Origin of the sequence: Escherichia coli DSM 30083 = JCM 1649 = ATCC 11775, assembly GCF_003697165.2 — a bacterium.
In the GTDB taxonomy this organism is placed as follows: Bacteria; Pseudomonadota; Gammaproteobacteria; order Enterobacterales; family Enterobacteriaceae; genus Escherichia; species Escherichia coli.
Genome location: NZ_CP033092.2, coordinates 4,547,984 through 4,574,963, shown reverse-complemented (window position 1 = coordinate 4,574,963; position 26,980 = coordinate 4,547,984). Strand labels below are relative to the sequence as shown.

At 54.0% G+C, this 26,980-nt stretch carries 19 protein-coding genes, 1 tRNA gene, 3 rRNA genes and 1 riboswitch; of the genes, 13 read left to right on the top strand and 10 right to left on the bottom strand.

The genetic code is table 11. The features are described from left to right. Nucleotides 1-57: 57 nt before the first annotated feature. A complete protein-coding gene (rpoC, locus tag EAS44_RS23485; protein ID WP_000653952.1) occupies nucleotides 58-4,281 on the top strand; it encodes a DNA-directed RNA polymerase subunit beta' in 4,224 nt (1,407 codons plus the stop codon). Nucleotides 4,282-4,520: 239 nt separating this feature from the next. Here rpoC and thiH read toward each other — a convergent pair whose 3' ends face one another. From thiH to rsd, 7 genes are all read right to left on the bottom strand, one after another. After that, nucleotides 4,521-5,654 carry a 2-iminoacetate synthase ThiH gene (gene thiH, locus EAS44_RS23480; RefSeq protein WP_000847440.1) on the bottom strand — a complete coding sequence of 378 codons (1,134 nt, stop codon included), beginning with the start codon at nucleotides 5,652-5,654 and terminating at the stop codon, nucleotides 4,521-4,523. Beyond that, complete coding sequence (gene thiG / locus EAS44_RS23475; RefSeq protein ID WP_000944055.1) at nucleotides 5,651-6,421, bottom strand: thiazole synthase; 771 nt, start codon at nucleotides 6,419-6,421, stop codon at nucleotides 5,651-5,653. Before thiG ends, thiH begins: the two co-directional genes overlap by 4 nt. Before the next feature lies 1 nt (nucleotide 6,422). Beyond that, complete coding sequence (thiS, locus tag EAS44_RS23470; protein ID WP_001166228.1) at nucleotides 6,423-6,623, bottom strand: sulfur carrier protein ThiS; 201 nt, start codon at nucleotides 6,621-6,623, stop codon at nucleotides 6,423-6,425. Next, a complete protein-coding gene (gene thiF, locus EAS44_RS23465; RefSeq protein ID WP_001331777.1) occupies nucleotides 6,607-7,362 on the bottom strand; it encodes a thiazole biosynthesis adenylyltransferase ThiF in 756 nt (251 codons plus the stop codon). The genes thiS and thiF overlap by 17 nt, the downstream gene beginning before the upstream one ends. Then, nucleotides 7,355-7,990, bottom strand: a complete 636-nt coding sequence (thiE, locus tag EAS44_RS23460; RefSeq protein WP_000284655.1) for a thiamine phosphate synthase — start codon at nucleotides 7,988-7,990, stop codon at nucleotides 7,355-7,357. Before thiE ends, thiF begins: the two co-directional genes overlap by 8 nt. Continuing rightward, nucleotides 7,990-9,885, bottom strand: coding sequence for a phosphomethylpyrimidine synthase ThiC (gene thiC, locus EAS44_RS23455; RefSeq protein ID WP_001331778.1), 1,896 nt, complete (start codon nucleotides 9,883-9,885; stop codon nucleotides 7,990-7,992). The genes thiE and thiC overlap by 1 nt, the downstream gene beginning before the upstream one ends. An 80-nt stretch (nucleotides 9,886-9,965) precedes the next feature. Beyond that, nucleotides 9,966-10,066: riboswitch (TPP riboswitch) on the bottom strand. Between the two features lie 51 nt (nucleotides 10,067-10,117). Next, nucleotides 10,118-10,594, bottom strand: a complete 477-nt coding sequence (gene rsd / locus EAS44_RS23450) for a sigma D regulator (protein WP_000934300.1) — start codon at nucleotides 10,592-10,594, stop codon at nucleotides 10,118-10,120. Nucleotides 10,595-10,688: 94 nt separating this feature from the next. Here rsd and nudC point away from each other — a divergent pair, with 94 nt between their 5' ends. The 6 genes from nudC (at nucleotide 10,689) to yjaH (ending at nucleotide 15,047) form a co-directional block, all read left to right on the top strand. After that, complete coding sequence (gene nudC / locus EAS44_RS23445; RefSeq protein ID WP_000373935.1) at nucleotides 10,689-11,462, top strand: NAD(+) diphosphatase; 774 nt, start codon at nucleotides 10,689-10,691, stop codon at nucleotides 11,460-11,462. A gap of 39 nt (nucleotides 11,463-11,501) precedes the next feature. After that, complete coding sequence (hemE, locus tag EAS44_RS23440; RefSeq protein WP_000137653.1) at nucleotides 11,502-12,566, top strand: uroporphyrinogen decarboxylase; 1,065 nt, start codon at nucleotides 11,502-11,504, stop codon at nucleotides 12,564-12,566. Between the two features lie 9 nt (nucleotides 12,567-12,575). Then, nucleotides 12,576-13,247 carry a deoxyribonuclease V gene (nfi, locus tag EAS44_RS23435; RefSeq protein WP_000362388.1) on the top strand — a complete coding sequence of 224 codons (672 nt, stop codon included), beginning with the start codon at nucleotides 12,576-12,578 and terminating at the stop codon, nucleotides 13,245-13,247. Nucleotides 13,248-13,289: 42 nt separating this feature from the next. Continuing rightward, nucleotides 13,290-13,880, top strand: coding sequence for a YjaG family protein (yjaG, locus tag EAS44_RS23430; RefSeq protein WP_000941119.1), 591 nt, complete (start codon nucleotides 13,290-13,292; stop codon nucleotides 13,878-13,880). Between the two features lie 186 nt (nucleotides 13,881-14,066). Beyond that, nucleotides 14,067-14,339: a nucleoid-associated protein HU-alpha gene (gene hupA / locus EAS44_RS23425; RefSeq protein ID WP_001044513.1), complete on the top strand. Its 273-nt coding sequence runs from the start codon at nucleotides 14,067-14,069 to the stop codon at nucleotides 14,337-14,339. Between the two features lie 12 nt (nucleotides 14,340-14,351). Further along, nucleotides 14,352-15,047 carry a DUF1481 domain-containing protein gene (yjaH, locus tag EAS44_RS23420; RefSeq protein ID WP_001300651.1) on the top strand — a complete coding sequence of 232 codons (696 nt, stop codon included), beginning with the start codon at nucleotides 14,352-14,354 and terminating at the stop codon, nucleotides 15,045-15,047. Between the two features lies 1 nt (nucleotide 15,048). Here yjaH and zraP read toward each other — a convergent pair whose 3' ends face one another. Then, nucleotides 15,049-15,468, bottom strand: coding sequence for a zinc resistance sensor/chaperone ZraP (zraP, locus tag EAS44_RS23415; RefSeq protein WP_000828221.1), 420 nt, complete (start codon nucleotides 15,466-15,468; stop codon nucleotides 15,049-15,051). Nucleotides 15,469-15,705: 237 nt separating this feature from the next. Between zraP and zraS the strand changes: the two genes are divergently transcribed. After that, the gene (zraS, locus tag EAS44_RS23410) at nucleotides 15,706-17,082 is read left to right on the top strand and encodes a two-component system sensor histidine kinase ZraS (protein ID WP_001211942.1); all 1,377 of its coding nucleotides are present in this window, start codon (nucleotides 15,706-15,708) and stop codon (nucleotides 17,080-17,082) included. Next, a complete protein-coding gene (gene zraR / locus EAS44_RS23405; protein ID WP_000148532.1) occupies nucleotides 17,079-18,404 on the top strand; it encodes a sigma-54-dependent response regulator transcription factor ZraR in 1,326 nt (441 codons plus the stop codon). Before zraS ends, zraR begins: the two co-directional genes overlap by 4 nt. On the opposite strand, the gene purD is transcribed toward zraR, so the two are convergent. Next, nucleotides 18,401-19,690, bottom strand: coding sequence for a phosphoribosylamine--glycine ligase (gene purD, locus EAS44_RS23400; RefSeq protein ID WP_000866837.1), 1,290 nt, complete (start codon nucleotides 19,688-19,690; stop codon nucleotides 18,401-18,403). The genes zraR and purD overlap by 4 nt on opposite strands. A gap of 11 nt (nucleotides 19,691-19,701) precedes the next feature. Beyond that, complete coding sequence (gene purH, locus EAS44_RS23395; RefSeq protein ID WP_001187584.1) at nucleotides 19,702-21,291, bottom strand: bifunctional phosphoribosylaminoimidazolecarboxamide formyltransferase/IMP cyclohydrolase; 1,590 nt, start codon at nucleotides 21,289-21,291, stop codon at nucleotides 19,702-19,704. 616 nt (nucleotides 21,292-21,907) lie between these two features. Here purH and EAS44_RS23390 point away from each other — a divergent pair. From EAS44_RS23390 to rrf, 4 genes are all read left to right on the top strand, one after another. Continuing rightward, nucleotides 21,908-23,449 (top strand): 16S ribosomal RNA (locus tag EAS44_RS23390). Between the two features lie 85 nt (nucleotides 23,450-23,534). Beyond that, nucleotides 23,535-23,610, top strand: a tRNA-Glu gene (locus EAS44_RS23385). A gap of 193 nt (nucleotides 23,611-23,803) precedes the next feature. Then, a 23S ribosomal RNA gene (locus tag EAS44_RS23380) occupies nucleotides 23,804-26,707 on the top strand. 95 nt (nucleotides 26,708-26,802) lie between these two features. Further along, a 5S ribosomal RNA gene (gene rrf, locus EAS44_RS23375) occupies nucleotides 26,803-26,918 on the top strand. The 16S, 23S and 5S rRNA genes sit together here with 1 tRNA gene alongside, the layout of an rRNA operon. The last annotated feature ends 62 nt before the right edge of the window (nucleotides 26,919-26,980 follow it).

Genomic DNA, 26,980 nt, shown 5'->3' with positions numbered 1-26,980 from the left:
CTGCTGTCGGGGTAAAACCCGGCAGCGGATTGTGCTAACTCCGACGGGAGCAAATCCGTGAAAGATTTATTAAAGTTTCTGAAAGCGCAGACTAAAACCGAAGAGTTTGATGCGATCAAAATTGCTCTGGCTTCGCCAGACATGATCCGTTCATGGTCTTTCGGTGAAGTTAAAAAGCCGGAAACCATCAACTACCGTACGTTCAAACCAGAACGTGACGGCCTTTTCTGCGCCCGTATCTTTGGGCCGGTAAAAGATTACGAGTGCCTGTGCGGTAAGTACAAGCGCCTGAAACACCGTGGCGTCATCTGTGAGAAGTGCGGTGTTGAAGTGACCCAGACTAAAGTACGCCGTGAGCGTATGGGCCACATCGAACTGGCTTCCCCGACTGCGCACATCTGGTTCCTGAAATCGCTGCCGTCCCGTATCGGCCTGCTGCTCGATATGCCGCTGCGCGATATCGAACGCGTGCTGTACTTTGAATCCTATGTGGTTATCGAAGGCGGTATGACCAATCTGGAGCGTCAGCAGATCCTGACTGAAGAACAGTATCTGGACGCGCTGGAAGAGTTCGGTGACGAATTCGACGCGAAGATGGGTGCGGAAGCAATCCAGGCCCTGCTGAAGAGCATGGATCTGGAGCAAGAGTGTGAACAGCTGCGTGAAGAGCTGAACGAAACCAACTCCGAAACCAAGCGTAAGAAGCTGACCAAGCGTATCAAACTGCTGGAAGCGTTCGTTCAGTCTGGTAACAAACCAGAGTGGATGATCCTGACCGTTCTGCCGGTACTGCCGCCAGATCTGCGTCCGCTGGTTCCGCTGGATGGTGGTCGTTTCGCGACTTCTGACCTGAACGATCTGTATCGTCGCGTCATTAACCGTAACAACCGTCTGAAACGTCTGCTGGATCTGGCTGCGCCGGACATCATCGTACGTAACGAAAAACGTATGCTGCAGGAAGCGGTTGACGCCCTGTTGGATAACGGTCGTCGCGGTCGTGCGATCACTGGTTCTAACAAGCGTCCTCTGAAATCTTTGGCCGACATGATCAAAGGTAAACAGGGTCGTTTCCGTCAGAACCTGCTCGGTAAGCGTGTTGACTACTCCGGTCGTTCTGTAATCACCGTAGGTCCATACCTGCGTCTGCATCAGTGCGGTCTGCCGAAGAAAATGGCACTGGAACTGTTCAAACCGTTCATCTACGGCAAGCTGGAACTGCGTGGTCTTGCTACCACCATTAAAGCTGCGAAGAAAATGGTTGAGCGCGAAGAAGCTGTCGTTTGGGATATCCTGGACGAAGTTATCCGCGAACACCCGGTACTGCTGAACCGTGCACCGACTCTGCACCGTCTGGGTATCCAGGCATTTGAACCGGTACTGATCGAAGGTAAAGCTATCCAGCTGCACCCGCTGGTTTGTGCGGCATATAACGCCGACTTCGATGGTGACCAGATGGCTGTTCACGTACCGCTGACGCTGGAAGCCCAGCTGGAAGCGCGTGCGCTGATGATGTCTACCAACAACATCCTGTCCCCGGCGAACGGCGAACCAATCATCGTTCCGTCTCAGGACGTTGTACTGGGTCTGTACTACATGACCCGCGACTGTGTTAACGCCAAAGGCGAAGGCATGGTGCTGACTGGCCCGAAAGAAGCAGAACGTCTGTATCGCTCTGGTCTGGCTTCTCTGCATGCGCGCGTTAAAGTGCGTATCACCGAGTATGAAAAAGATGCTAACGGTGAATTAGTAGCGAAAACCAGCCTGAAAGACACGACTGTTGGCCGTGCCATTCTGTGGATGATTGTACCGAAAGGTCTGCCTTACACCATCGTCAACCAGGCGCTGGGTAAAAAAGCAATCTCCAAAATGCTGAACACCTGCTACCGCATTCTCGGTCTGAAACCGACCGTTATTTTTGCGGACCAGATCATGTACACCGGCTTTGCATATGCAGCGCGTTCTGGTGCATCTGTTGGTATCGATGACATGGTCATCCCGGAGAAGAAACACGAAATCATCTCCGAGGCAGAAGCAGAAGTTGCTGAAATTCAGGAGCAGTTCCAGTCTGGTCTGGTAACTGCGGGCGAACGCTACAACAAAGTTATCGATATCTGGGCTGCGGCGAACGATCGTGTATCCAAAGCGATGATGGATAACCTGCAAACTGAAACCGTTATTAACCGTGACGGTCAGGAAGAGAAGCAGGTTTCCTTCAACAGCATCTACATGATGGCCGACTCCGGTGCGCGTGGTTCTGCGGCACAGATTCGTCAGCTTGCTGGTATGCGTGGTCTGATGGCGAAGCCGGATGGCTCCATCATCGAAACGCCAATCACCGCGAACTTCCGTGAAGGTCTGAACGTACTCCAGTACTTCATCTCCACCCACGGTGCTCGTAAAGGTCTGGCGGATACCGCACTGAAAACTGCGAACTCCGGTTACCTGACTCGTCGTCTGGTTGACGTGGCGCAGGACCTGGTGGTTACCGAAGACGATTGTGGTACTCATGAAGGTATCATGATGACTCCGGTTATCGAAGGTGGTGACGTTAAAGAGCCGCTGCGCGATCGCGTACTGGGTCGTGTAACTGCTGAAGACGTTCTGAAGCCGGGTACTGCTGATATCCTCGTTCCGCGCAACACGCTGCTGCACGAACAGTGGTGTGACCTGCTGGAAGAGAACTCTGTCGACGCGGTTAAAGTACGTTCTGTTGTATCTTGTGACACCGACTTTGGTGTATGTGCGCACTGCTACGGTCGTGACCTGGCGCGTGGCCACATCATCAACAAAGGTGAAGCAATCGGTGTTATCGCGGCACAGTCCATCGGTGAACCGGGTACACAGCTGACCATGCGTACGTTCCACATCGGTGGTGCGGCATCTCGTGCGGCTGCTGAATCCAGCATCCAGGTGAAAAACAAAGGTAGCATCAAGCTCAGCAACGTGAAGTCGGTTGTGAACTCCAGCGGTAAACTGGTTATCACTTCCCGTAACACCGAACTGAAACTGATCGACGAATTCGGTCGTACCAAAGAAAGCTACAAAGTACCTTACGGTGCGGTACTGGCGAAAGGCGATGGCGAACAGGTTGCTGGCGGCGAAACCGTTGCAAACTGGGACCCGCACACCATGCCGGTTATCACCGAAGTAAGCGGTTTTGTACGCTTTACTGACATGATCGACGGTCAGACCATTACGCGTCAGACCGACGAATTGACCGGTCTGTCTTCGCTGGTGGTTCTGGATTCCGCAGAACGTACAGCAGGTGGTAAAGATCTGCGTCCGGCACTGAAAATCGTTGATGCTCAGGGTAACGATGTACTGATCCCGGGTACCGATATGCCTGCGCAGTACTTCCTGCCGGGTAAAGCGATTGTTCAGCTGGAAGATGGCGTACAGATCAGCTCTGGTGACACCCTGGCGCGTATTCCGCAGGAATCCGGCGGTACCAAGGACATCACCGGTGGTCTGCCACGCGTTGCGGACCTGTTCGAAGCACGTCGTCCGAAAGAGCCGGCAATCCTGGCTGAAATCAGCGGTATCGTTTCCTTCGGTAAAGAAACCAAAGGTAAACGTCGTCTGGTTATCACCCCGGTAGACGGTAGCGATCCGTACGAAGAGATGATTCCGAAATGGCGTCAGCTCAACGTGTTCGAAGGTGAACGTGTAGAACGTGGTGACGTAATTTCCGACGGTCCGGAAGCGCCGCACGACATTCTGCGTCTGCGTGGTGTTCATGCTGTGACTCGTTACATCGTTAACGAAGTACAGGACGTATACCGTCTGCAGGGCGTTAAGATTAACGATAAACACATCGAAGTTATCGTTCGTCAGATGCTGCGTAAAGCTACCATCGTTAACGCGGGCAGCTCCGACTTCCTGGAAGGTGAACAGGTTGAATACTCTCGCGTCAAGATCGCAAACCGCGAACTGGAAGCGAACGGCAAAGTGGGTGCAACTTACTCCCGCGACCTGCTGGGTATCACCAAAGCGTCTCTGGCAACCGAGTCCTTCATCTCCGCGGCATCGTTCCAGGAGACCACTCGCGTGCTGACCGAAGCAGCCGTTGCGGGCAAACGCGATGAACTGCGCGGCCTGAAAGAGAACGTTATCGTGGGTCGTCTGATCCCGGCAGGTACCGGTTACGCGTACCACCAGGATCGTATGCGTCGCCGTGCTGCGGGTGAAGCTCCGGCTGCACCGCAGGTGACTGCAGAAGACGCATCTGCCAGCCTGGCAGAACTGCTGAACGCAGGTCTGGGCGGTTCTGATAACGAGTAATCGTTAATCCGCAAATAACGTAAAAACCCGCTTCGGCGGGTTTTTTTATGGGTGTTATTCAGAGGGCAATTCTTCACGGAATTTTTAAGAAAGGCAGGGCGAAACGAGGAAGAAGCTTTTCGCCCTGGACAACATTCCTGCTGACGGGACTACCATAAAAAAACACAACGCTTTCAACAACCTTGCGTTTTTCATCTTCCGTAGCGGCTCGGAATAAATTTACGTTCTTACATTCTGTCTCATGGCCTTTGCGATGGGCGTCCCAGATAGCTGTCCCAGTCTTTCCATACCGGCTGCAAACCCTGAGCGGTTAACGCGGCAGCAACCGCTTCCGGTCTGCGATCGTCGTGCGGTGAGAACTGTTCCAGCTCGGGGTGGTTGTCGGCATAGCCACCTGGCTGCGTTTTCGAAAAAGCGCTGACGTTATTAATTGCCAGCGGAATCACGCGATCGCGAAACCACGGTGATTCCCGCGTGGAGAGTGACAGTTCAATCTCCGGTGCAAGCAGCCGGAAAGCGCAGATGGCTTGCACTAACTGGCGTTCATCCATAATCGACGCAGGCTCAATGCCGCCAGTACATGGACGCAGGCGTGGGAAGGAGACAGAGTAGCGGCTTTGCCAGTAATGCTGTTGCAGCCATAGCAAATGTTCGACAACCATATAGCAGTCAACTCGCCAGCTGTCGGAAAGGCCGATTAGCGCGCCGAGGCCTATCTTATCAATCCCCGCACGCCCTAGCCGATCCGGCGTTTCCAGCCGCCAGAAGAAGTCCTGTTTTTTACCTTTCAGATGATGATGGGCATAAGTCGCCTCATGATATGTCTCCTGATAAACCATTACTCCATCGAGGCCAAGCTGTTTTAACTCGGCATATTCCGCCTCCGCCAGCGGTTGCACTTCCATCTGTAGTGAAGAGAACTGTTCACGCAGGGCAGGGAGATGACGACGAAAGTAATCCATCCCCACTTTCGCCTGATGTTCACCAGTGACTAATAGCAGATGTTCAAAGCCCATCTCCCGTATAGCGGCGCTTTCTCTGGCAATATCCGCTTCATCCAGCGTTTTGCGCTTGATGCGGTTGCTCATAGAAAATCCGCAATAAGTACAGTCGTTAGCGCAAAGATTGGAAAGATAAAGCGGGACGTAGAAGCTGACGACGTTGCCAAATCGCTGACGAGTCAGACGTTGCGCTCGCTGGGCCAGTGGTTCCAGATAGCCACTGGCGGCGGGTGATAGCAATGCCATCATGTCGTCGCGGGTGAGTTGCGAGGCATTTAGCGCCCGCTCTACGTCAGCAGCCGTTTTGCCGTTGATACGCAGGCGGATGTCATCCCAGTCCAGTTGTCGCCAGCGATCGCTGAAGGTTTTCATTCCGATGCCTCCAGAAATCCAGTCAGCGGGCTGGTGGCATGAGCAAAATGACTGCGGCTGCCCGGTCCGGACTGACGTGCCAGCAGGCCTGCTTCTACCGCCAGACGAAATGCCTTCGCCATGTTGACGGGATCGTCCGCGACGGCAATCGCCGTATTCACTAACACCGCGTCGGCCCCCATTTCCAGCGCCTGCGCGGCATGGCTGGGAACGCCGATGCCAGCATCGACAACCACCGGAACGGTGGCCTGCTGGATAATAATCTCCAGCATGGCGCGGGTTTCCAGTCCCTGATTCGAGCCAATCGGCGCGCCGAGCGGCATCACCGCTGCACAGCCGACTTCTTCCAGACGTTTACACAATACCGGATCGGCCCCGCAGTAAGGCAGCACGACAAATCCCTGTTGTACCAGCTTTTCGGCGGCTTTCAGGGTTTCGATGGGATCGGGCAACAGCCAGCGGGCGTCAGGGTGAATCTCTAATTTTAACCAGTTTGTGCCTAACGCTTCACGAGCCAGATGGGCGGCGAAAATGGCTTCTTCCGCTGTTTTCGCCCCGGATGTATTTGGCAGCAGGGTCACACCCGCCGCGATAAGCGGTTCGAGGATAGCGTCGTTGTGCTGGCGCAAGTTGACGCGTTTCATCGCCAGTGTCACCAGTTGGCTGCCGCAAGCGCGGATCGCCTCCATCATCAGTTGTGAAGAGGCGAATTTCCCTGTGCCGGTAAACAGATGTGAATCAAACGTTTTGTCCGCAATACGTAACATCTCAACCCCCTGCAATAACCTGAAAAAGCAGGATCTGGTCGCCATCCTGCACGATATGTTGCGCCCACTGCTCACGCGGGACGATTTGCTGATTAATCGCCAGTGCCGCGCCCGCTTGTTGTTGGTCGAGTTGCTCCAGTAGTTCGTGAACCGTTTGCCCGGCGGCGCACTGCATCGGTTGATCGTTAAACAGGATCTGCATTGCTTCCTCCGCATACCGGGCAACCACTGGCGCGGCGCAAAGCCAGGCTGCGCCACTGGCTCGACTTACCGTCGAACAGTCGGAGTTCTCCCGCAGGCGTCTCTATACCACTTAATAACTTAATCGCTTCCAGTGCCTGTAAAGTGCCCATAACCCCGACCACCGGGCCAACCACGCCCGCCGTGCGGCAGTTGCGTTCTGGCTCCTGGTTATCTGGCCACAGGCAGCGGTAACATCCCTGCTCCCAGGGCGGCGTCAGTACCATCAACTGACCGCCAAATCCGACCGCGCTGGCGGTGATAAGCGGCGTGTTGAGTGCCACGCAGGTGGCATTAATCTCCTGGCGAGTCGCCATATTGTCAGTACAGTCGAGCACCACATCGGCTTGTGCAACCGCATCTTTTAACGTCTCACCCGTTAATCGTTGTTGTAATGCCATCAGTTGAATGTCGGGATTCAACTGTGTCAGTCGCTGTTGGCTGACCTGTGATTTCGGGCGATCGATATCTTCAGTGGTAAAGAGGATTTGTCGTTGCAGATTGCTTAAATGCACATCGTCGTCATCTGCCAGTACCAGCGTCCCGACGCCAGCCCCCGCCAGGTATAGCGCAGCAGGTGTACCCAGCCCGCCAAGACCAATAATCAGCACCTGGCTGTCGAGCAGTTTTTGCTGCCCGTCCAGAGCGATATCGTCGAGCAGGATTTGGCGGCTATAACGCATAAAGTCACGGTCATTCATCGCCAACTCCTGCAATTTCCAGCAGCTGTGCCGTTGCCAAACGCCAGTCTGCGGCTTGAGTAATGGCGCTGACGACGGCGATACTGCCGACACCCGTTGCTATCACCGCAGGCGCGCGCGCCAGACTGATACCGCCAATCGCCACGGTGGGATAATCCGCCAGGCGCTCAACATGCCGTGCCAGCTGTTCCAGTCCCTGCGGTGCAGAAGGCATCTGTTTGGTTTGTGTCGGAAACACATGTCCCAGCGCGATATAAGAAGGACGTGCCGCCAGCGCGACGTCGATCTCCATATCGTCATGGGTCGAAACGCCCAGCCGCAGGCCTGCCGCGCGGATGGCGCTGAGATCGGTGGCTTGCAAATCTTCCTGCCCCAGATGGACGCCATACGCCTGATGCTTAATCGCCAGCCGCCAGTAATCGTTGATAAACAATCGCGCGTTATAGCGGCGGCCCAGCGCAATTGCCGCCACCACATCGGCTTCTACCTCTTCATCGCGCCGATCTTTGATGCGTAGCTGGAGAGTACGTACGCCTGCATCCAACAGACGTTCGATCCACTGTACGCTGTCAACCACCGGGTACAGTCCTAAACGAAAGGGTACAGGAGGAAACTCAGGCTGATACATCACGCTTCCTCCTTACGCAGGTAGATTTCTCCGCCTCTGGCGCGGAAGTTCTCCGACATATCCGCCATTCCCACTTCAATGGTTTGCGCGGCGGCGTAATCACGCACTTCCTGGCTGATTTTCATCGAGCAGAATTTCGGTCCACACATGGAGCAAAAATGGGCGACTTTACCGGACTCTTGCGGCAGGGTTTCATCGTGATAAGCGCGGGCAGTAAACGGGTCGAGGGCCAGATTAAACTGGTCTTCCCAGCGAAATTCGAAGCGGGCTTTCGACATGGCGTTATCGCGAATTTGCGCGCCCGGATGCCCTTTCGCCAGGTCGGCGGCGTGAGCGGCAATCTTATAGGTGATAAGCCCCTGTTTAACATCTTCTTTATTTGGCAGGCCCAGATGCTCTTTCGGCGTTACGTAGCAGAGCATTGCACAACCAAACCAGCCAATCATCGCCGCGCCAATCCCTGACGTGAAGTGGTCATAGCCCGGCGCGATATCGGTAGTTAGCGGCCCCAGAGTGTAAAACGGCGCTTCGTGGCAGTGCTCTAACTCCTCGGTCATATTGCGGCGAATCATCTGCATCGGCACGTGGCCTGGGCCTTCAATCATCACCTGTACGTCATATTCCCAGGCGATTTTAGTCAGTTCACCCAGCGTATGCAGCTCGGCAAACTGTGCTTCATCGTTGGCGTCCTGAATAGAACCGGGGCGCAGGCCGTCGCCCAGCGATAGCGAAACGTCATAAGCAGCACAGATTTCACAAATTTCGCGGAAGCGTTGATAGAGGAAATTTTCCTGATGATGGGAGAGGCACCATTTCGCCATAATCGAACCGCCGCGAGAGACGATACCGGTCAGGCGTTTCGCGGTCATCGGCACGTAGCGCAGCAGCACCCCCGCATGGATCGTGAAGTAATCCACACCTTGCTCGGCTTGTTCCAGCAGGGTGTCGCGGAAGACTTCCCAGGTAAGATCTTCAGCGATCCCGTTCACCTTCTCCAGTGCCTGGTAGATCGGCACTGTACCGATCGGCACCGGGCTGTTACGCAAAATCCACTCGCGGGTTTCGTGAATATAGCGACCAGTGGAAAGATCCATCACGGTATCCGCTCCCCAGCGTGTGGACCATACCAGTTTTTCCACTTCTTCTTCGATGGAAGAAGTGACCGCTGAGTTGCCGATATTGGCGTTAACTTTTACTAGGAAGTTACGGCCAATAATCATCGGCTCCGATTCCGGATGATTAATGTTGGCCGGGATAATCGCACGTCCGGCAGCAACTTCATCACGGACAAATTCCGCAGTGATATTTTCCGGCAGACGTGCGCCAAAGCTCATTCCCGGATGCTGGTGGCGTAAAACTTCGCTACGTATGCGCTCGCGACCCATATTCTCGCGAATGGCGATGAATTCCATTTCTGGCGTGATGATACCCTTGCGGGCGTAGTGCAGTTGTGTGACGCGGTGGCCTGCTTTGGCGCGTTTTGGGGTTAATACGCCGCTAAAACGCAGCTCGTCGAGGCCATCATCTGCCAGCCGCGCTTTTGTGTAATCGGAACTGCGCACGGTAAGTTCTTCGGTATCGCCGCGCGCATCGATCCACGGCTGGCGTAGTTTTGCCAGCCCTTGCTGCACGTTAATGGCAATCTGCGGATCGCCATACGGGCCGGAGGTGTCGTAGACCGGAATCGCTTCGTTTTCTTCGTACTGCGGCTGTTCTTTGCTGCCGCCAATTAGCGTCGGGCTAAGCTGAATCTCACGCATCGGCACGCGTACGCCGGGGTGTGTGCCAGTGATGTAAATGCGTTTTGAGTTGGGAAAGGCGGAGCCTTCCAGGGTGTCGATAAAATGTTGGGCCTGGGCGCGTTGTTCGCGGCGGGTCAGTTTTGTTGCAGACATAGCTCGTTCCAAAAAGTTAAGGACGTGGCTTGTCAGACGACGGATGAAGCAAGAGACGATCGCCGCAAAGGCGATGCGATAGCAGATTAACTCTTGTTCCCTTCGCAGGTATTAGCCTGATCAGGTTCCGCGGATCCCGAATAAACGGTCTCAGCCAGTTAAGGCACTCCGACAAGAAATTAGCCCCACAAACGGGGCGTTGAATGTAAATTACGCGTTAACAGCGCAGAACTCAAGCAGGATATTTGACGCGGGCGGCGTCAAGCACCAGTAGAATCAGCTTATCTTCCAGCACAAAGCGCGCTTCCAGTGCCTCGCCGATGTCAGATAAAACCTGTTGAAACTCAAGGTAATTATCATGATCGATGGCGGTTTCCAGACTGGAATCGTAGTCATCCATAATCTGTTGAGTATTGGCTTCGAGTTGTGGCCAAATCTTCGCGGCGCGTGCGAGTTGCCCATTGCCTTCCAGCTTATGAAGAATGCGCTCATAAATACTGAAATGTCCGGCAGACAAGTAATCGACCAGGCTCTGACAAAAATCATCAAGGGCTTTTTCGTTTAGCCTCATGTACGATTCTTTGCCAGGCTTAATGCCAACCAGATTGTAGTAAGCCACGAGCAGATGCTTACGTACATGTAGCCAGCGATCAACCAGTTTGTTACTTCCTCTGACGCGCTCCGTCAGGTTATCGAGCTGGTTAAGCATGATTGACTCCGCAAGTTTGTATTCAAAAACTGCTCTGTGAGAAATGTAAAAACCATGTTAAACATGCCAGTGATGCAAAGGTAGTGCAAGAGCTATGGATCGTATAATTGAAAAATTAGATCACGGCTGGTGGGTCGTCAGCCATGAACAAAAATTATGGTTGCCGAAGGGAGAATTGCCATATGGCGAAGCGGCAAATTTCGATCTTGTGGGTCAGCGCGCACTACAAATCGGCGAATGGCAGGGGGAACCTGTTTGGTTAGTACAACTGCAGCGGCGTCACGATATGGGGTCGGTACGTCAGGTCATTGATCTCGATGTTGGGCTGTTTCAACTGGCCGGACGTGGCGTGCAACTGGCGGAGTTTTACCGATCGCATAAATACTGTGGTTACTGCGGGCATGAAATGTATCCAAGCAAAACCGAATGGGCGATGCTGTGCAGCCATTGCCGTGAGCGTTACTACCCGCAAATCGCCCCCTGCATTATTGTTGCCATCCGTCGCGATGATTCGATCCTCCTCGCCCAGCATACCCGCCATCGTAACGGTGTCCATACAGTACTTGCCGGATTCGTCGAAGTGGGTGAAACCCTCGAGCAGGCAGTCGCGCGGGAAGTGATGGAAGAGAGCGGAATTAAAGTTAAAAACTTGCGTTACGTGACCTCCCAACCGTGGCCGTTTCCTCAGTCGTTAATGACCGCGTTTATGGCGGAATATGACAGCGGCGAGATCGTGATCGACCCGAAAGAATTGCTTGAGGCGCACTGGTATCGCTATGACGATTTGCCGTTACTCCCGCCGCCCGGCACCGTAGCGCGCCGTCTGATAGAAGATACAGTGGCGATGTGTCGGGCAGAGTATGAGTGATGATACACTGACCGCCTGACGCACTAAGGAACAGCTAAAATGACCGAACTTAAAAACGATCGTTATCTGCGGGCGCTGCTGCGCCAGCCCGTTGATGTCACTCCAGTATGGATGATGCGCCAGGCGGGTCGCTATCTACCGGAATATAAAGCCACGCGCGCCCAGGCGGGCGATTTTATGTCGCTGTGCAAAAATGCCGAGCTGGCGTGCGAAGTGACTTTGCAACCGCTGCGTCGCTATCCGCTGGATGCGGCGATCCTCTTTTCCGATATCCTCACCGTGCCAGACGCGATGGGTTTAGGGCTCTATTTTGAAGCCGGAGAAGGTCCGCGTTTTACCTCGCCAGTCACCTGCAAAGCCGATGTCGATAAACTGCCAATTCCGGACCCGGAAGATGAGCTGGGTTACGTGATGAACGCGGTGCGTACCATTCGTCGCGAACTGAAAGGCGAAGTGCCGCTGATTGGTTTTTCCGGCAGCCCGTGGACGCTGGCGACTTACATGGTTGAAGGCGGTAGCAGCAAAGCCTTCACCGTGATCAAAAAGATGATGTATGCCGATCCGCAGGCGCTGCACGCGCTGCTCGATAAACTGGCGAAAAGCGTCACGTTGTATCTGAATGCGCAGATTAAAGCCGGTGCTCAGGCAGTCATGATTTTCGACACCTGGGGCGGCGTGCTTACCGGGCGCGATTATCAACAGTTCTCGCTTTATTACATGCATAAAATTGTTGATGGTTTACTGCGTGAAAACGACGGTCGCCGCGTGCCAGTCACGCTGTTTACCAAAGGTGGCGGACAGTGGCTGGAAGCGATGGCAGAAACCGGTTGCGATGCGCTGGGCCTCGACTGGACAACGGACATCGCCGATGCGCGCCGTCGCGTGGGCAATAAAGTCGCGCTGCAGGGTAATATGGACCCGTCGATGCTGTACGCGCCGCCTGCCCGCATTGAAGAAGAAGTGGCGTCTATACTTGCCGGTTTCGGTCACGGCGAAGGCCATGTCTTTAACCTTGGTCACGGCATTCATCAGGATGTGCCGCCAGAACATGCAGGCGTGTTTGTGGAGGCAGTGCATCGCTTGTCTGAACAGTATCACCGCTAAGGAGCGATTATGGATCTCGCGTCATTACGCGCTCAACAAATTGAACTGGCTTCTTCTGTGATCCGCGAGGATCGACTCGATAAAGATCCGCCGGATCTGATCGCCGGAGCCGATGTCGGATTTGAGCAGGGCGGCGAAGTGACGCGAGCGGCGATGGTGCTGCTGAAATACCCCTCGCTTGAGCTGGTGGAGTATAAAGTGGCCCGCATCGCCACCACCATGCCTTACATTCCTGGTTTTCTCTCCTTTCGTGAATATCCTGCGCTGCTGGCAGCGTGGGAGATGCTGTCACAAAAGCCGGATTTAGTGTTTGTCGATGGTCATGGGATCTCGCATCCTCGCCGTCTTGGCGTCGCCAGCCATTTTGGTTTGCTGGTGGATGTGCCGACCATTGGCGTAGCGAAAAAACGGCTCTGCGGTAAATTCGAACCGCTCTCCAGCGAACCGGGCGCGCTGGCCCCGCTGATGGATAAAGGCGAGCAGCTGGCCTGGGTCTGGCGCAGCAAAGCGCGCTGTAACCCGTTGTTTATCGCTACCGGCCATCGGGTCAGCGTGGACAGCGCGCTGGCGTGGGTACAACGCTGCATGAAAGGCTATCGTCTGCCGGAGCCAACGCGCTGGGCGGACGCAGTGGCCTCGGAACGTCCGGCGTTCGTGCGCTATACAGCAAATCAGCCCTAATTCAGGTAAACTGCGGATAATTTCCGTATTTGAGAACTCAACATGTTACAAAACCCAATTCATCTGCGTCTGGAGCGCCTGGAAAGCTGGCAGCACGTCACTTTTATGGCCTGCTTATGCGAACGTATGTACCCCAATTACGCCGTATTCTGTCAGCAAACCGGCTTCGGCGATGGGCAGATTTACCGCCGCATTCTCGATCTCATTTGGGAAACGCTGACCGTCAAAGACGCAAAAGTAAATTTCGACAGCCAACTGGAGAAATTTGAAGAAGCGATTCCTTCAGCCGACGATTTCGATCTGTACGGCGTTTATCCGGCAATCGATGCTTGCGTGGCGTTAAGTGAACTGGTCCATTCGCGTTTAAGTGGCGAAACGCTCGAACACGCGGTGGAAGTGAGTAAGACTTCCATCACGACCGTGGCGATGCTGGAAATGACTCAGGCTGGTCGCGAAATGAGCGATGAAGAGCTCAAAGAAAACCCAGCTGTAGAGCAAGAATGGGACATTCAGTGGGAAATATTCCGACTTTTAGCTGAGTGCGAAGAACGCGATATCGAGCTGATAAAAGGCCTTAGGGCAGACCTGCGTGAGGCGGGTGAGAGCAATATTGGTATAATTTTTCAGCAATAAGACCAGAAAACGTGATTTAACGCCTGATTTGTCGTACCTGGAGTCTTCCCTTTCGCCCCCCGTCTGGTCTACATTTGGGGGGCGAAAAAAAGTGGCTATCGGTGCGTGTATGCAGGAGAGTGCTATTCTGGCATTTCCGTCGCACTCGATGCTTAGCAAGCGATAAACACATTGTAAGGATAACTTATGAACAAGACTCAACTGATTGATGTAATTGCAGAGAAAGCAGAACTGTCCAAAACCCAGGCTAAAGCTGCTCTGGAGTCCACTCTGGCTGCAATTACTGAGTCTCTGAAAGAAGGCGATGCTGTACAACTGGTTGGTTTCGGTACCTTCAAAGTGAACCACCGCGCTGAGCGTACTGGCCGCAACCCGCAGACCGGTAAAGAAATCAAAATTGCCGCAGCTAACGTACCGGCATTTGTTTCTGGCAAGGCACTGAAAGACGCAGTTAAGTAAGATTGCGTGGCAGTGAACAGTTTTAACGAAGGGGTGGTTTCACCCCTTTTGTCTTTCTGGCGTCGATCATTGATGCTGGCTGGCGCTCTGTTTCTCACTGCTTGTAGTCACAACTCTTCACTTCCTCCCTTTACCGCCAGTGGATTTGCTGAAGACCAGGGCGCGGTACGCATCTGGCGAAAAGACAGCGGCGATAATGTGCATCTGCTTGCCGTGTTTAGCCCGTGGCGCAGTGGCGATACCACGACGCGAGAGTATCGCTGGCAGGGCGATAACCTCACGCTCATCAATATCAATGTTTACAGCAAACCCCCGGTGAATATTCGCGCGCGTTTTGACGATCGCGGCGATCTGAGCTTTATGCAACGCGAATCCGATGGGGAAAAGCAGCAGCTTTCTAACGACCAAATCGATTTATACCGTTATCGTGCTGATCAGATCCGCCAGATTAGCGATGCCTTACGTCAGGGGAGAGTCGTGCTGCGCCAGGGGCGCTGGCATGCGATGGAGCAGACTGTGACCACCTGCGAAGGGCAAACCATTAAACCTGATTTAGATTCGCAGGCGATAGCGCATATCGAGCGCCGCCAGAGCCGCTCTTCTGTTGATGTCAGCGTGGCATGGCTGGAAGCGCCCGAAGGTTCGCAATTACTGTTGGTGGCAAACTCTGATTTCTGTCGCTGGCAACCCAACGAGAAAACGTTCTGATTTACCAGTGGCCCATACCCATATGACCGCCACCACCGCAGCCGCCGTAACCCATTCCGGTACCGCGCGGAATACCCGCTTCAGCCATCGCAATATCTCGTTTCACCCGTAACTCATCTAACGACTGACGCAAATTCTCCATCTCTTTGGCGAGCGCGTTAATTTTGCTGCTATCCGGTGGGTTCGCGGCTAACAGGGCATTGTATTCATAACGCTTTGTCACCAGTTGCTGTTGCAGTGCGCTGCTTTGAGCGTAAAAGTCATTATGGATTTTCTGCCACGCTGTCTGTTGTTCGCTGGTCAAAGGCGCGGCATTTTGCTGCCACATACCATGTCCGCCGTGAGCAAATGCAGATGTCGATCCCATCGCCATTGCTGAAAGCGCCATCATTACCAGGGCAATTTTCGTGTTCCGTTTCATGGTTAATCCTCCAGTGGTTGTCTTACTTCGGGTATTGCATCTTCCGTGCCAACGGCGAAACGCTGATATGACGGGTAATCTGGCATGATAAACGAGTAAAAATGACTCGCCTGCTGCGGGTAGCGAGTCATTTTTACTCATTGAAACTTAAGCCTTTGTGTTACAGCTCAGGGTAAGCGCTGATAAAAGATGGCATGATTTCTGCTGTCAGAAAGGGATGAGCAGGCAAAGAAGAAGATGCGTTTTATGCAACGTTCTAAAGACTCCTTAGCTAAATGGTTAAGCGCGATCCTCCCCGTGGTCATTGTTGGGCTGGTGGGGCTGTTTGCGGTGACAGTGATTCGCGATTATGGGCGCGAGACTGCCGCCGCCAGACAAACGCTGCTGGAAAAAGGCAGTGTACTTATTCGTGCTCTTGAATCCGGCTCGCGCGTCGGCATGGGGATGCGCATGCATCATGCGCAGCAGCAGGCCTTACTTGAAGAAATGGCCGGGCAGCCTGGAGTACGTTGGTTTGCGGTCACGGATGAACAAGGAACAATCGTGATGCATAGCAACTCCGGCATGGTGGGAAAACAGCTTTATTCCCCGCAGGAAATGCAGCAGTTACATCCGGGAAATGAAGAAGCGTGGCGGCGGATCGATAGCGCAGACGGCGAGCCTGTTCTGGAAATTTATCGCCAGTTTCAACCGATGTTTGCTACTGGAATGCACCGGATGCGCCATATGCAGCAGTATGCCGCGACACCACAAGCAATTTTTATCGCTTTCGACGCCAGTAACATTGTGAGTGCCGAAGATCGTGAGCAGAGAAACACCCTGATTATCCTCTTCGCCCTGGCGACGGTCTTGCTGGCAAGCGTGTTGTCATTCTTCTGGTATCGCCGATATCTGCGCTCGCGGCAGCTATTGCAGGATGAAATGAAGCGCAAAGAGAAGCTGGTGGCGCTGGGGCATCTTGCGGCAGGTGTTGCCCACGAAATCCGTAACCCACTTTCCTCGATTAAAGGGCTGGCGAAATACTTTGCCGAACGCGCGCCAGCAGGGGGAGAAGCGCATCAACTGGCGCAGGTGATGGCGAAAGAAGCCGACCGTTTAAACCGCGTGGTAAGCGAGCTGCTGGAACTGGTTAAGCCAACGCATCTGGCTTTGCAGGCGGTGGAGCTCAACACGCTGATTAACCACTCATTACAGCTGGTAAGCCAGGATGCAAACAGCCGGGAGATCCAGTTACGCTTTACCGCCAACGACACATTACCGGAAATTCAGGCCGATCCGGACAGGCTGACTCAGGTCCTGTTGAATCTCTATCTCAACGCTATTCAGGCGATTGGTCAGCATGGCGTGATTAGCGTGACGGCCAGCGAAAGCGGCGCGGGCGTGAAAATCAGCGTTACCGACAGCGGTAAGGGAATTGCGGCGGATCAGCTTGAAGCCATCTTCACTCCGTACTTCACCACCAAAGCCGAAGGCACCGGACTGGGGCTGGCGGTTGTGCATAATATTGTTGAACAACACGGTGGTACAATTCAGGTCGCAAGCCAGGAGGGAAAAGGCGCAACGTTCACCCTTTGGCTTCCGGTCAATATTACGCGTAAGGACCCACAAGGATGACGCACGATAATATCGATATTCTGGTGGTGGATGATGACATTAGCCACTGCACTATTTTGCAGGCTTTGCTGCGCGGCTGGGGCTATAACGTCGCGCTGGCGAACAGCGGGCGACAGGCGCTGGAGCAGGTGCGGGAACAGGTTTTTGATCTTGTGCTTTGCGATGTGCGAATGGCAGAGATGGATGGTATCGCCACGCTAAAAGAGATCAAAACATTAAACCCCGCGATTCCGGTGCTGATTATGACCGCGTACTCCAGCATCGAGACGGCGGTAGAGGCGTTGAAAACCGGGGCGCTGGATTATCTCATCAAGCCGCTGGATTTCGATAACCTACAGTCGACGCTGGAAAAGGCGCTCGCGCATACACACAGTGTTGACGCTGAAACGCCTGCGGTGTCTGCCAGCCAGTTCGGTATGGTCGGTAAAAGCCCGGCGATGCAACACCTGCTCAGTGAAATCGCCCTCGTCGCGCCATCGGAAGCCACGGTGCTGATCCACGGCGATTCCGGCACCGGTAAAGAGCTGGTCGCCAGGGCGATTCACGCCAGTAGCGCACGTAGCGAAAAACCGCTGGTAACGCTCAACTGCGCGGCGCTCAACGAATCCTTGCTGGAGTCTGAATTGTTCGGTCACGAAAAAGGGGCGTTTACCGGGGCCGACAAACGCCGGGAAGGGCGCTTTGTTGAGGCGGACGGCGGCACGTTGTTTCTCGATGAAATTGGCGATATCTCGCCGATGATGCAGGTGCGTCTGCTACGTGCGATTCAGGAGCGCGAAGTTCAGCGTGTCGGTAGCAACCAGACTATTTCGGTTGATGTCCGGCTGATTGCGGCAACCCATCGCGATCTTGCCGCAGAGGTGAATGCCGGGCGTTTTCGCCAGGATCTCTACTATCGGCTGAACGTGGTGGCGATTGAAGTACCATCGCTGCGGCAACGGCGGGAAGATATTCCTCTGCTGGCTGGCCATTTTCTTCAGCGCTTTGCCGAACGTAATCGCAAGGCGGTAAAAGGCTTTACGCCCCAGGCGATGGATCTGCTGATTCATTACGACTGGCCGGGAAATATTCGTGAACTGGAAAACGCGGTGGAACGGGCGGTGGTGCTGCTGACCGGGGAATATATTTCCGAACGCGAGCTGCCGCTGGCGATTGCCAGTACGCCGATCCCGCTGGTACAAAGTCAGGATATTCAGCCGCTGGTGGAAGTCGAAAAAGAGGTGATTCTGGCGGCGCTGGAGAAAACGGGCGGCAACAAAACCGAAGCCGCCCGCCAGTTAGGGATCACGCGCAAAACGCTATTGGCAAAACTGTCGCGTTAGTTCTGCTCGCGTTCGATAGCGCGCCAGCCGATATCTTTCCGGCAGAAGCAGTCGTCCCAATGGATATCGGTCATTAAGGCATAAGCGCGTTTCTGCGCTTCTGCCACGGTATGACCCAGCGCGGTAACGCACAGTACGCGCCCGCCGCTGGTCACTACCTGCTCGTCATCCGCTAGTTTCGTGCCCGCGTGGAACACTTTGCCGTCTGCCACTTCTTCCAGCGGCAGGCCGTGGATCACATCGCCGGTGCGGTAATCGCCCGGATATCCACCCGCAGCCATCACCACGCCGAGAGAAGCGCGTTCATCCCACTCGGACGTTTTCTCGTCCAGCTTGCCTTCACAGGCCGCCAGGCAGAGCTCAACCAGATCGGACTTCATGCGCAGCATAATCGGCTGGGTTTCCGGATCGCCAAAGCGGCAGTTAAATTCAATAACCTTCGGATTGCCCTGTTTGTCGATCATCAGGCCCGCGTAGAGAAAACCAGTGTAGGTGTTGCCTTCCGCCGCCATGCCTTTCACGGTTGGCCAGATGATACGCTCCATCGTGCGCTGATGAACCTCATCGGTCACTACTGGCGCAGGGGAGTAAGCGCCCATCCCGCCGGTGTTCGGCCCGGTATCTTTATCGCCTACGCGTTTGTGATCCTGGCTGGTGGCCATCGGCAGCACATGCTCGCCGTCCACCATCACGATAAAGCTCGCTTCTTCGCCGTCGAGGAACTCTTCGATAACAATGCGATGACCCGCGTCGCCAAACGCGTTGCCCGCCAGCATGTCGCGCACGGCGGCTTCAGCTTCTTCCAGCGTCATCGCCACGATAACGCCTTTCCCGGCGGCCAGACCGTCCGCTTTAATGACGATTGGCGCGCCTTTCTCACGCAGATACGCCAGCGCAGGTTCTACCTCGGTGAAGTTCTGGTATTCCGCTGTGGGAATGTTATGGCGGGCCAGAAAGTCTTTGGTGAATGCTTTAGAACCTTCCAGTTGTGCAGCACCTGCGGTTGGGCCGAAGATTTTCAGCCCGGCGGCGCGGAAGGTATCGACTACGCCTTTCACCAGCGGCGCTTCCGGGCCGACGATGGTTAGATCTACCTTTTCGTTTTGTGCGAAATCCAGCAGCGCCGGGATATCGGTTACGCCGATAGCGACGTTCTGTAGCGCGGGTTCCAGCGCAGTGCCTGCATTACCCGGAGCAACAAAAACAGTTTCAACCAGCGGCGACTGAGCCGCTTTCCAGGCCAGCGCGTGCTCGCGCCCGCCGTTACCAATCACTAATACTTTCATCTATTGCTCCATTAATGGCGGAAGTGGCGCATGTCGGTGAAGAGCATCGCAATACCGTGCTCGTCGGCGGCGGCAATCACTTCGTCATCACGGATGGAACCGCCAGGCTGGATTACACAGGTCACGCCCGCAGCGGCGGCGGCATCAATACCGTCGCGGAACGGGAAGAACGCGTCAGAAGCCATCGAGGAACCTTTCACTTCCAGACCTTCATCGGCGGCTTTAATACCGGCGATTTTCGCGGAGTACACGCGGCTCATCTGGCCCGCGCCAATACCGATGGTCATATTGTTTTTGGCATAGACGATAGCGTTGGATTTCACGAACTTCGCCACTTTCCAGCAGAACAGCGCATCACGCAATTCCTGTTCGGTCGGCTGGCGTTTGGTGACGACGCGCAGTTCTTCTGCACCGACCATCCCCAGATCGCGATCCTGAACCAGCAGACCGCCGTTCACGCGTTTGAAATCAAGACCCGGAACACGCTCGCCCCACTGACCGCAGGTCAGAACGCGTACGTTTTGCTTGGCGGCGGTGATTTTCAGGGCTTCTTCGCTGGCGGACGGCGCAATAATCACTTCGACGAACTGACGAGAAATGATGGCCTGCGCGGTTTCAGCATCCAGTTCGCGGTTAAAGGCAATGATGCCGCCGAATGCGGAGGTTGGGTCGGTTTTGTACGCGCGATCGTAAGCATCAAGAATGGAATTGCCGATAGCCACGCCGCAAGGGTTGGCGTGTTTCACAATCACACATGCCGGCTCGGCGAACTCTTTCACGCACTCCAGCGCCGCATCGGTGTCGGCGATGTTGTTATAAGAGAGGGCTTTACCTTGAACCTGGGTTGCAGTAGCAACGGAGGCTTCTTTCACATTCTCTTCTATATAGAAGGCAGCCTGCTGGTGGCTGTTCTCGCCGTAACGCATATCCTGCTTCTTAATGAAGTTCAGGTTCAGCGTGCGTGGGAAGCGACCGGCGGCTTCTTTGCTTTCACCGTGGTAAGCCGGAACCATGCTGCCGAAGTAGTTGGCAATCATGCTGTCGTAGGCGGCGGTGTGTTCGAAGGCTTTGATGGCAAGGTCAAAGCGAGTTTCCAGAGTCAGGGAGCCTTCATTGGCATCTATCTCTTTAATAATGGCGTCGTAGTCGCTGCTCTTCACCACGATTGCGACATCTTTATGGTTCTTGGCGGCAGAGCGCACCATCGTCGGGCCGCCGATATCGATGTTCTCAACCGCATCTTCCAGCGAGCAGCCTTCACGAGCAACGGTCTGGGCGAACGGATACAGGTTAACAACCACCATATCGATAGGCTGGATCTGATGTTCTTCCATAATGGTATCGTCCTGGCCGCGACGGCCCAGAATTCCACCATGTACTTTCGGATGCAGGGTCTTCACGCGTCCATCCATCATCTCCGGGAAACCGGTGTAATCGGAAACTTCGGTTACCGGCAGACCTTTTTCTGCTAACAGACGGGCTGTGCCCCCTGTAGACAGCAGCTCCACACCGCGTGCGGAAAGTGCCTGGGCGAATTCGACGATACCGGCTTTGTCAGAAACACTGAGCAGAGCGCGGCGGACTGGACGACGTTGTTGCATGGTAAATCCCCTGGATTTGACTATTACAGAGAGCGTTAGCTGAATTTTTCGCGAAAAACTCAGCTAACGCCCCTAACGGGGCATCCTTATTTTTCGCCCGCATTGTAACGAAAACGTTTGCGCAACGCTCGCGAATTTTTCTCTTTCAATGGTGATCACAATTTTGACAGTGTTTACCGTGGGAAAAATACAGAAATTACATTGATGATTGTGGATAACTCTGTGCGTAAAAAGGTATAAAGCGGGGTTTTGCTGGGGAATGCAGCAGTCAGTCATTTTTCTGCAATTTTTCTATTGCGGCCTGCGGAGAACTCCCTATAATGCGCCTCCATCGACACGGCGGATGTGAATCACTTCACACAAACAGCCGGTTCGGTTGAAGAGAAAAATCCTGAAATTCAGGGTTGACTCTGAAAGAGGAAAGCGTAATATACGCCACCTCGCGACAGTGAGCTGAAAGCCGCGTCGCAACTGCTCTTTAACAATTTATCAGACAATCTGTGTGGGCACTCGAAGATACGGATTCTTAACGTCGCAAGACGAAAAATGAATACCAAGTCTCAGGAGTGAACACGTAATTCATTACGAAGTTTAATTCTTTGAGCATCAAACTTTTAAATTGAAGAGTTTGATCATGGCTCAGATTGAACGCTGGCGGCAGGCCTAACACATGCAAGTCGAACGGTAACAGGAAGCAGCTTGCTGCTTTGCTGACGAGTGGCGGACGGGTGAGTAATGTCTGGGAAACTGCCTGATGGAGGGGGATAACTACTGGAAACGGTAGCTAATACCGCATAACGTCGCAAGACCAAAGAGGGGGACCTTAGGGCCTCTTGCCATCGGATGTGCCCAGATGGGATTAGCTAGTAGGTGGGGTAACGGCTCACCTAGGCGACGATCCCTAGCTGGTCTGAGAGGATGACCAGCCACACTGGAACTGAGACACGGTCCAGACTCCTACGGGAGGCAGCAGTGGGGAATATTGCACAATGGGCGCAAGCCTGATGCAGCCATGCCGCGTGTATGAAGAAGGCCTTCGGGTTGTAAAGTACTTTCAGCGGGGAGGAAGGGAGTAAAGTTAATACCTTTGCTCATTGACGTTACCCGCAGAAGAAGCACCGGCTAACTCCGTGCCAGCAGCCGCGGTAATACGGAGGGTGCAAGCGTTAATCGGAATTACTGGGCGTAAAGCGCACGCAGGCGGTTTGTTAAGTCAGATGTGAAATCCCCGGGCTCAACCTGGGAACTGCATCTGATACTGGCAAGCTTGAGTCTCGTAGAGGGGGGTAGAATTCCAGGTGTAGCGGTGAAATGCGTAGAGATCTGGAGGAATACCGGTGGCGAAGGCGGCCCCCTGGACGAAGACTGACGCTCAGGTGCGAAAGCGTGGGGAGCAAACAGGATTAGATACCCTGGTAGTCCACGCCGTAAACGATGTCGACTTGGAGGTTGTGCCCTTGAGGCGTGGCTTCCGGAGCTAACGCGTTAAGTCGACCGCCTGGGGAGTACGGCCGCAAGGTTAAAACTCAAATGAATTGACGGGGGCCCGCACAAGCGGTGGAGCATGTGGTTTAATTCGATGCAACGCGAAGAACCTTACCTGGTCTTGACATCCACGGAAGTTTTCAGAGATGAGAATGTGCCTTCGGGAACCGTGAGACAGGTGCTGCATGGCTGTCGTCAGCTCGTGTTGTGAAATGTTGGGTTAAGTCCCGCAACGAGCGCAACCCTTATCCTTTGTTGCCAGCGGTCCGGCCGGGAACTCAAAGGAGACTGCCAGTGATAAACTGGAGGAAGGTGGGGATGACGTCAAGTCATCATGGCCCTTACGACCAGGGCTACACACGTGCTACAATGGCGCATACAAAGAGAAGCGACCTCGCGAGAGCAAGCGGACCTCATAAAGTGCGTCGTAGTCCGGATTGGAGTCTGCAACTCGACTCCATGAAGTCGGAATCGCTAGTAATCGTGGATCAGAATGCCACGGTGAATACGTTCCCGGGCCTTGTACACACCGCCCGTCACACCATGGGAGTGGGTTGCAAAAGAAGTAGGTAGCTTAACCTTCGGGAGGGCGCTTACCACTTTGTGATTCATGACTGGGGTGAAGTCGTAACAAGGTAACCGTAGGGGAACCTGCGGTTGGATCACCTCCTTACCTTAAAGAAGCGTACTTTGCAGTGCTCACACAGATTGTCTGATAGAAAGTGAAAAGCAAGGCGTCTTGCGAAGCAGACTGATACGTCCCCTTCGTCTAGAGGCCCAGGACACCGCCCTTTCACGGCGGTAACAGGGGTTCGAATCCCCTAGGGGACGCCACTTGCTGGTTTGTGAGTGAAAGTCACCTGCCTTAATATCTCAAAACTCATCTTCGGGTGATGTTTGAGATATTTGCTCTTTAAAAATCTGGATCAAGCTGAAAATTGAAACACTGAACAACGAAAGTTGTTCGTGAGTCTCTCAAATTTTCGCAACACGATGATGGATCGCAAGAAACATCTTCGGGTTGTGAGGTTAAGCGACTAAGCGTACACGGTGGATGCCCTGGCAGTCAGAGGCGATGAAGGACGTGCTAATCTGCGATAAGCGTCGGTGAGGTGATATGAACCGTTATAACCGGCGATTTCCGAATGGGGAAACCCAGTGTGTTTCGACACACTATCATTAACTGAATCCATAGGTTAATGAGGCGAACCGGGGGAACTGAAACATCTAAGTACCCCGAGGAAAAGAAATCAACCGAGATTCCCCCAGTAGCGGCGAGCGAACGGGGAGGAGCCCAGAGCCTGAATCAGTGTGTGTGTTAGTGGAAGCGTCTGGAAAGGCGCGCGATACAGGGTGACAGCCCCGTACACAAAAATGCACATATTGTGAGCTCGATGAGTAGGGCGGGACACGTGGTATCCTGTCTGAATATGGGGGGACCATCCTCCAAGGCTAAATACTCCTGACTGACCGATAGTGAACCAGTACCGTGAGGGAAAGGCGAAAAGAACCCCGGCGAGGGGAGTGAAAAAGAACCTGAAACCGTGTACGTACAAGCAGTGGGAGCCTCTTTATGGGGTGACTGCGTACCTTTTGTATAATGGGTCAGCGACTTATATTCTGTAGCAAGGTTAACCGAATAGGGGAGCCGAAGGGAAACCGAGTCTTAACTGGGCGTTAAGTTGCAGGGTATAGACCCGAAACCCGGTGATCTAGCCATGGGCAGGTTGAAGGTTGGGTAACACTAACTGGAGGACCGAACCGACTAATGTTGAAAAATTAGCGGATGACTTGTGGCTGGGGGTGAAAGGCCAATCAAACCGGGAGATAGCTGGTTCTCCCCGAAAGCTATTTAGGTAGCGCCTCGTGAATTCATCTCCGGGGGTAGAGCACTGTTTCGGCAAGGGGGTCATCCCGACTTACCAACCCGATGCAAACTGCGAATACCGGAGAATGTTATCACGGGAGACACACGGCGGGTGCTAACGTCCGTCGTGAAGAGGGAAACAACCCAGACCGCCAGCTAAGGTCCCAAAGTCATGGTTAAGTGGGAAACGATGTGGGAAGGCCCAGACAGCCAGGATGTTGGCTTAGAAGCAGCCATCATTTAAAGAAAGCGTAATAGCTCACTGGTCGAGTCGGCCTGCGCGGAAGATGTAACGGGGCTAAACCATGCACCGAAGCTGCGGCAGCGACACTATGTGTTGTTGGGTAGGGGAGCGTTCTGTAAGCCTGTGAAGGTGGCCTGTGAGGGTTGCTGGAGGTATCAGAAGTGCGAATGCTGACATAAGTAACGATAAAGCGGGTGAAAAGCCCGCTCGCCGGAAGACCAAGGGTTCCTGTCCAACGTTAATCGGGGCAGGGTGAGTCGACCCCTAAGGCGAGGCCGAAAGGCGTAGTCGATGGGAAACAGGTTAATATTCCTGTACTTGGTGTTACTGCGAAGGGGGGACGGAGAAGGCTATGTTGGCCGGGCGACGGTTGTCCCGGTTTAAGCGTGTAGGCTGGTTTTCCAGGCAAATCCGGAAAACCAAGGCTGAGGCGTGATGACGAGGCACTACGGTGCTGAAGCGACAAATGCCCTGCTTCCAGGAAAAGCCTCTAAGCATCAGGTAACATCAAATCGTACCCCAAACCGACACAGGTGGTCAGGTAGAGAATACCAAGGCGCTTGAGAGAACTCGGGTGAAGGAACTAGGCAAAATGGTGCCGTAACTTCGGGAGAAGGCACGCTGATATGTAGGTGAAGCGACTTGCTCGTGGAGCTGAAATCAGTCGAAGATACCAGCTGGCTGCAACTGTTTATTAAAAACACAGCACTGTGCAAACACGAAAGTGGACGTATACGGTGTGACGCCTGCCCGGTGCCGGAAGGTTAATTGATGGGGTTAGCGGTAACGCGAAGCTCTTGATCGAAGCCCCGGTAAACGGCGGCCGTAACTATAACGGTCCTAAGGTAGCGAAATTCCTTGTCGGGTAAGTTCCGACCTGCACGAATGGCGTAATGATGGCCAGGCTGTCTCCACCCGAGACTCAGTGAAATTGAACTCGCTGTGAAGATGCAGTGTACCCGCGGCAAGACGGAAAGACCCCGTGAACCTTTACTATAGCTTGACACTGAACATTGAGCCTTGATGTGTAGGATAGGTGGGAGGCTTTGAAGTGTGGACGCCAGTCTGCATGGAGCCGACCTTGAAATACCACCCTTTAATGTTTGATGTTCTAACGTTGGCCCGTAATCCGGGTTGCGGACAGTGTCTGGTGGGTAGTTTGACTGGGGCGGTCTCCTCCTAAAGAGTAACGGAGGAGCACGAAGGTTGGCTAATCCTGGTCGGACATCAGGAGGTTAGTGCAATGGCATAAGCCAGCTTGACTGCGAGCGTGACGGCGCGAGCAGGTGCGAAAGCAGGTCATAGTGATCCGGTGGTTCTGAATGGAAGGGCCATCGCTCAACGGATAAAAGGTACTCCGGGGATAACAGGCTGATACCGCCCAAGAGTTCATATCGACGGCGGTGTTTGGCACCTCGATGTCGGCTCATCACATCCTGGGGCTGAAGTAGGTCCCAAGGGTATGGCTGTTCGCCATTTAAAGTGGTACGCGAGCTGGGTTTAGAACGTCGTGAGACAGTTCGGTCCCTATCTGCCGTGGGCGCTGGAGAACTGAGGGGGGCTGCTCCTAGTACGAGAGGACCGGAGTGGACGCATCACTGGTGTTCGGGTTGTCATGCCAATGGCACTGCCCGGTAGCTAAATGCGGAAGAGATAAGTGCTGAAAGCATCTAAGCACGAAACTTGCCCCGAGATGAGTTCTCCCTGAGACTTAGAGTCTCCTGAAGGAACGTTGAAGACGACGACGTTGATAGGCCGGGTGTGTAAGCGCAGCGATGCGTTGAGCTAACCGGTACTAATGAACCGTGAGGCTTAACCTTACAACGCCGAAGATGTTTTGGCGGATGAGAGAAGATTTTCAGCCTGATACAGATTAGATTAACCGGCGACAAGCGGGTTAATGAAACAGAATTTGCCTGGCGGCCTTAGCGCGGTGGTCCCACCTGACCCCATGCCGAACTCAGAAGTGAAACGCCGTAGCGCCGATGGTAGTGTGGGGTCTCCCCATGCGAGAGTAGGGAACTGCCAGGCATCAAATTAGAAAAACCCCGGTCAATAAGGCCGGGGTTTTTTGCATATCAATTATTTGCATG

What these genes read in the sequence shown, in the direction of transcription:
- thiH (WP_000847440.1), bottom strand. Translation starts at nt 5,654, where the DNA reads ATGAAAACCTTCAGCGATCGCTGGCGACAACTGGACTGGGATGACATC.
- thiG (WP_000944055.1), bottom strand. Translation starts at nt 6,421, where the DNA reads ATGTTACGTATTGCGGACAAAACGTTTGATTCACATCTGTTTACCGGC.
- thiS (WP_001166228.1), bottom strand. Translation starts at nt 6,623, where the DNA reads ATGCAGATCCTGTTTAACGATCAACCGATGCAGTGCGCCGCCGGGCAA.
- thiF (WP_001331777.1), bottom strand. Translation starts at nt 7,362, where the DNA reads ATGAATGACCGTGACTTTATGCGTTATAGCCGCCAAATCCTGCTCGAC.
- thiE (WP_000284655.1), bottom strand. Translation starts at nt 7,990, where the DNA reads ATGTATCAGCCTGAGTTTCCTCCTGTACCCTTTCGTTTAGGACTGTAC.
- thiC (WP_001331778.1), bottom strand. Translation starts at nt 9,885, where the DNA reads ATGTCTGCAACAAAACTGACCCGCCGCGAACAACGCGCCCAGGCCCAA.
- rsd (WP_000934300.1), bottom strand. Translation starts at nt 10,594, where the DNA reads ATGCTTAACCAGCTCGATAACCTGACGGAGCGCGTCAGAGGAAGTAAC.
- nudC (WP_000373935.1), top strand. Translation starts at nt 10,689, where the DNA reads ATGGATCGTATAATTGAAAAATTAGATCACGGCTGGTGGGTCGTCAGC.
- hemE (WP_000137653.1), top strand. Translation starts at nt 11,502, where the DNA reads ATGACCGAACTTAAAAACGATCGTTATCTGCGGGCGCTGCTGCGCCAG.
- nfi (WP_000362388.1), top strand. Translation starts at nt 12,576, where the DNA reads ATGGATCTCGCGTCATTACGCGCTCAACAAATTGAACTGGCTTCTTCT.
- yjaG (WP_000941119.1), top strand. Translation starts at nt 13,290, where the DNA reads ATGTTACAAAACCCAATTCATCTGCGTCTGGAGCGCCTGGAAAGCTGG.
- hupA (WP_001044513.1), top strand. Translation starts at nt 14,067, where the DNA reads ATGAACAAGACTCAACTGATTGATGTAATTGCAGAGAAAGCAGAACTG.
- zraP (WP_000828221.1), bottom strand. Translation starts at nt 15,468, where the DNA reads ATGAAACGGAACACGAAAATTGCCCTGGTAATGATGGCGCTTTCAGCA.
- zraS (WP_001211942.1), top strand. Translation starts at nt 15,706, where the DNA reads ATGCGTTTTATGCAACGTTCTAAAGACTCCTTAGCTAAATGGTTAAGC.
- zraR (WP_000148532.1), top strand. Translation starts at nt 17,079, where the DNA reads ATGACGCACGATAATATCGATATTCTGGTGGTGGATGATGACATTAGC.
- purD (WP_000866837.1), bottom strand. Translation starts at nt 19,690, where the DNA reads ATGAAAGTATTAGTGATTGGTAACGGCGGGCGCGAGCACGCGCTGGCC.
- purH (WP_001187584.1), bottom strand. Translation starts at nt 21,291, where the DNA reads ATGCAACAACGTCGTCCAGTCCGCCGCGCTCTGCTCAGTGTTTCTGAC.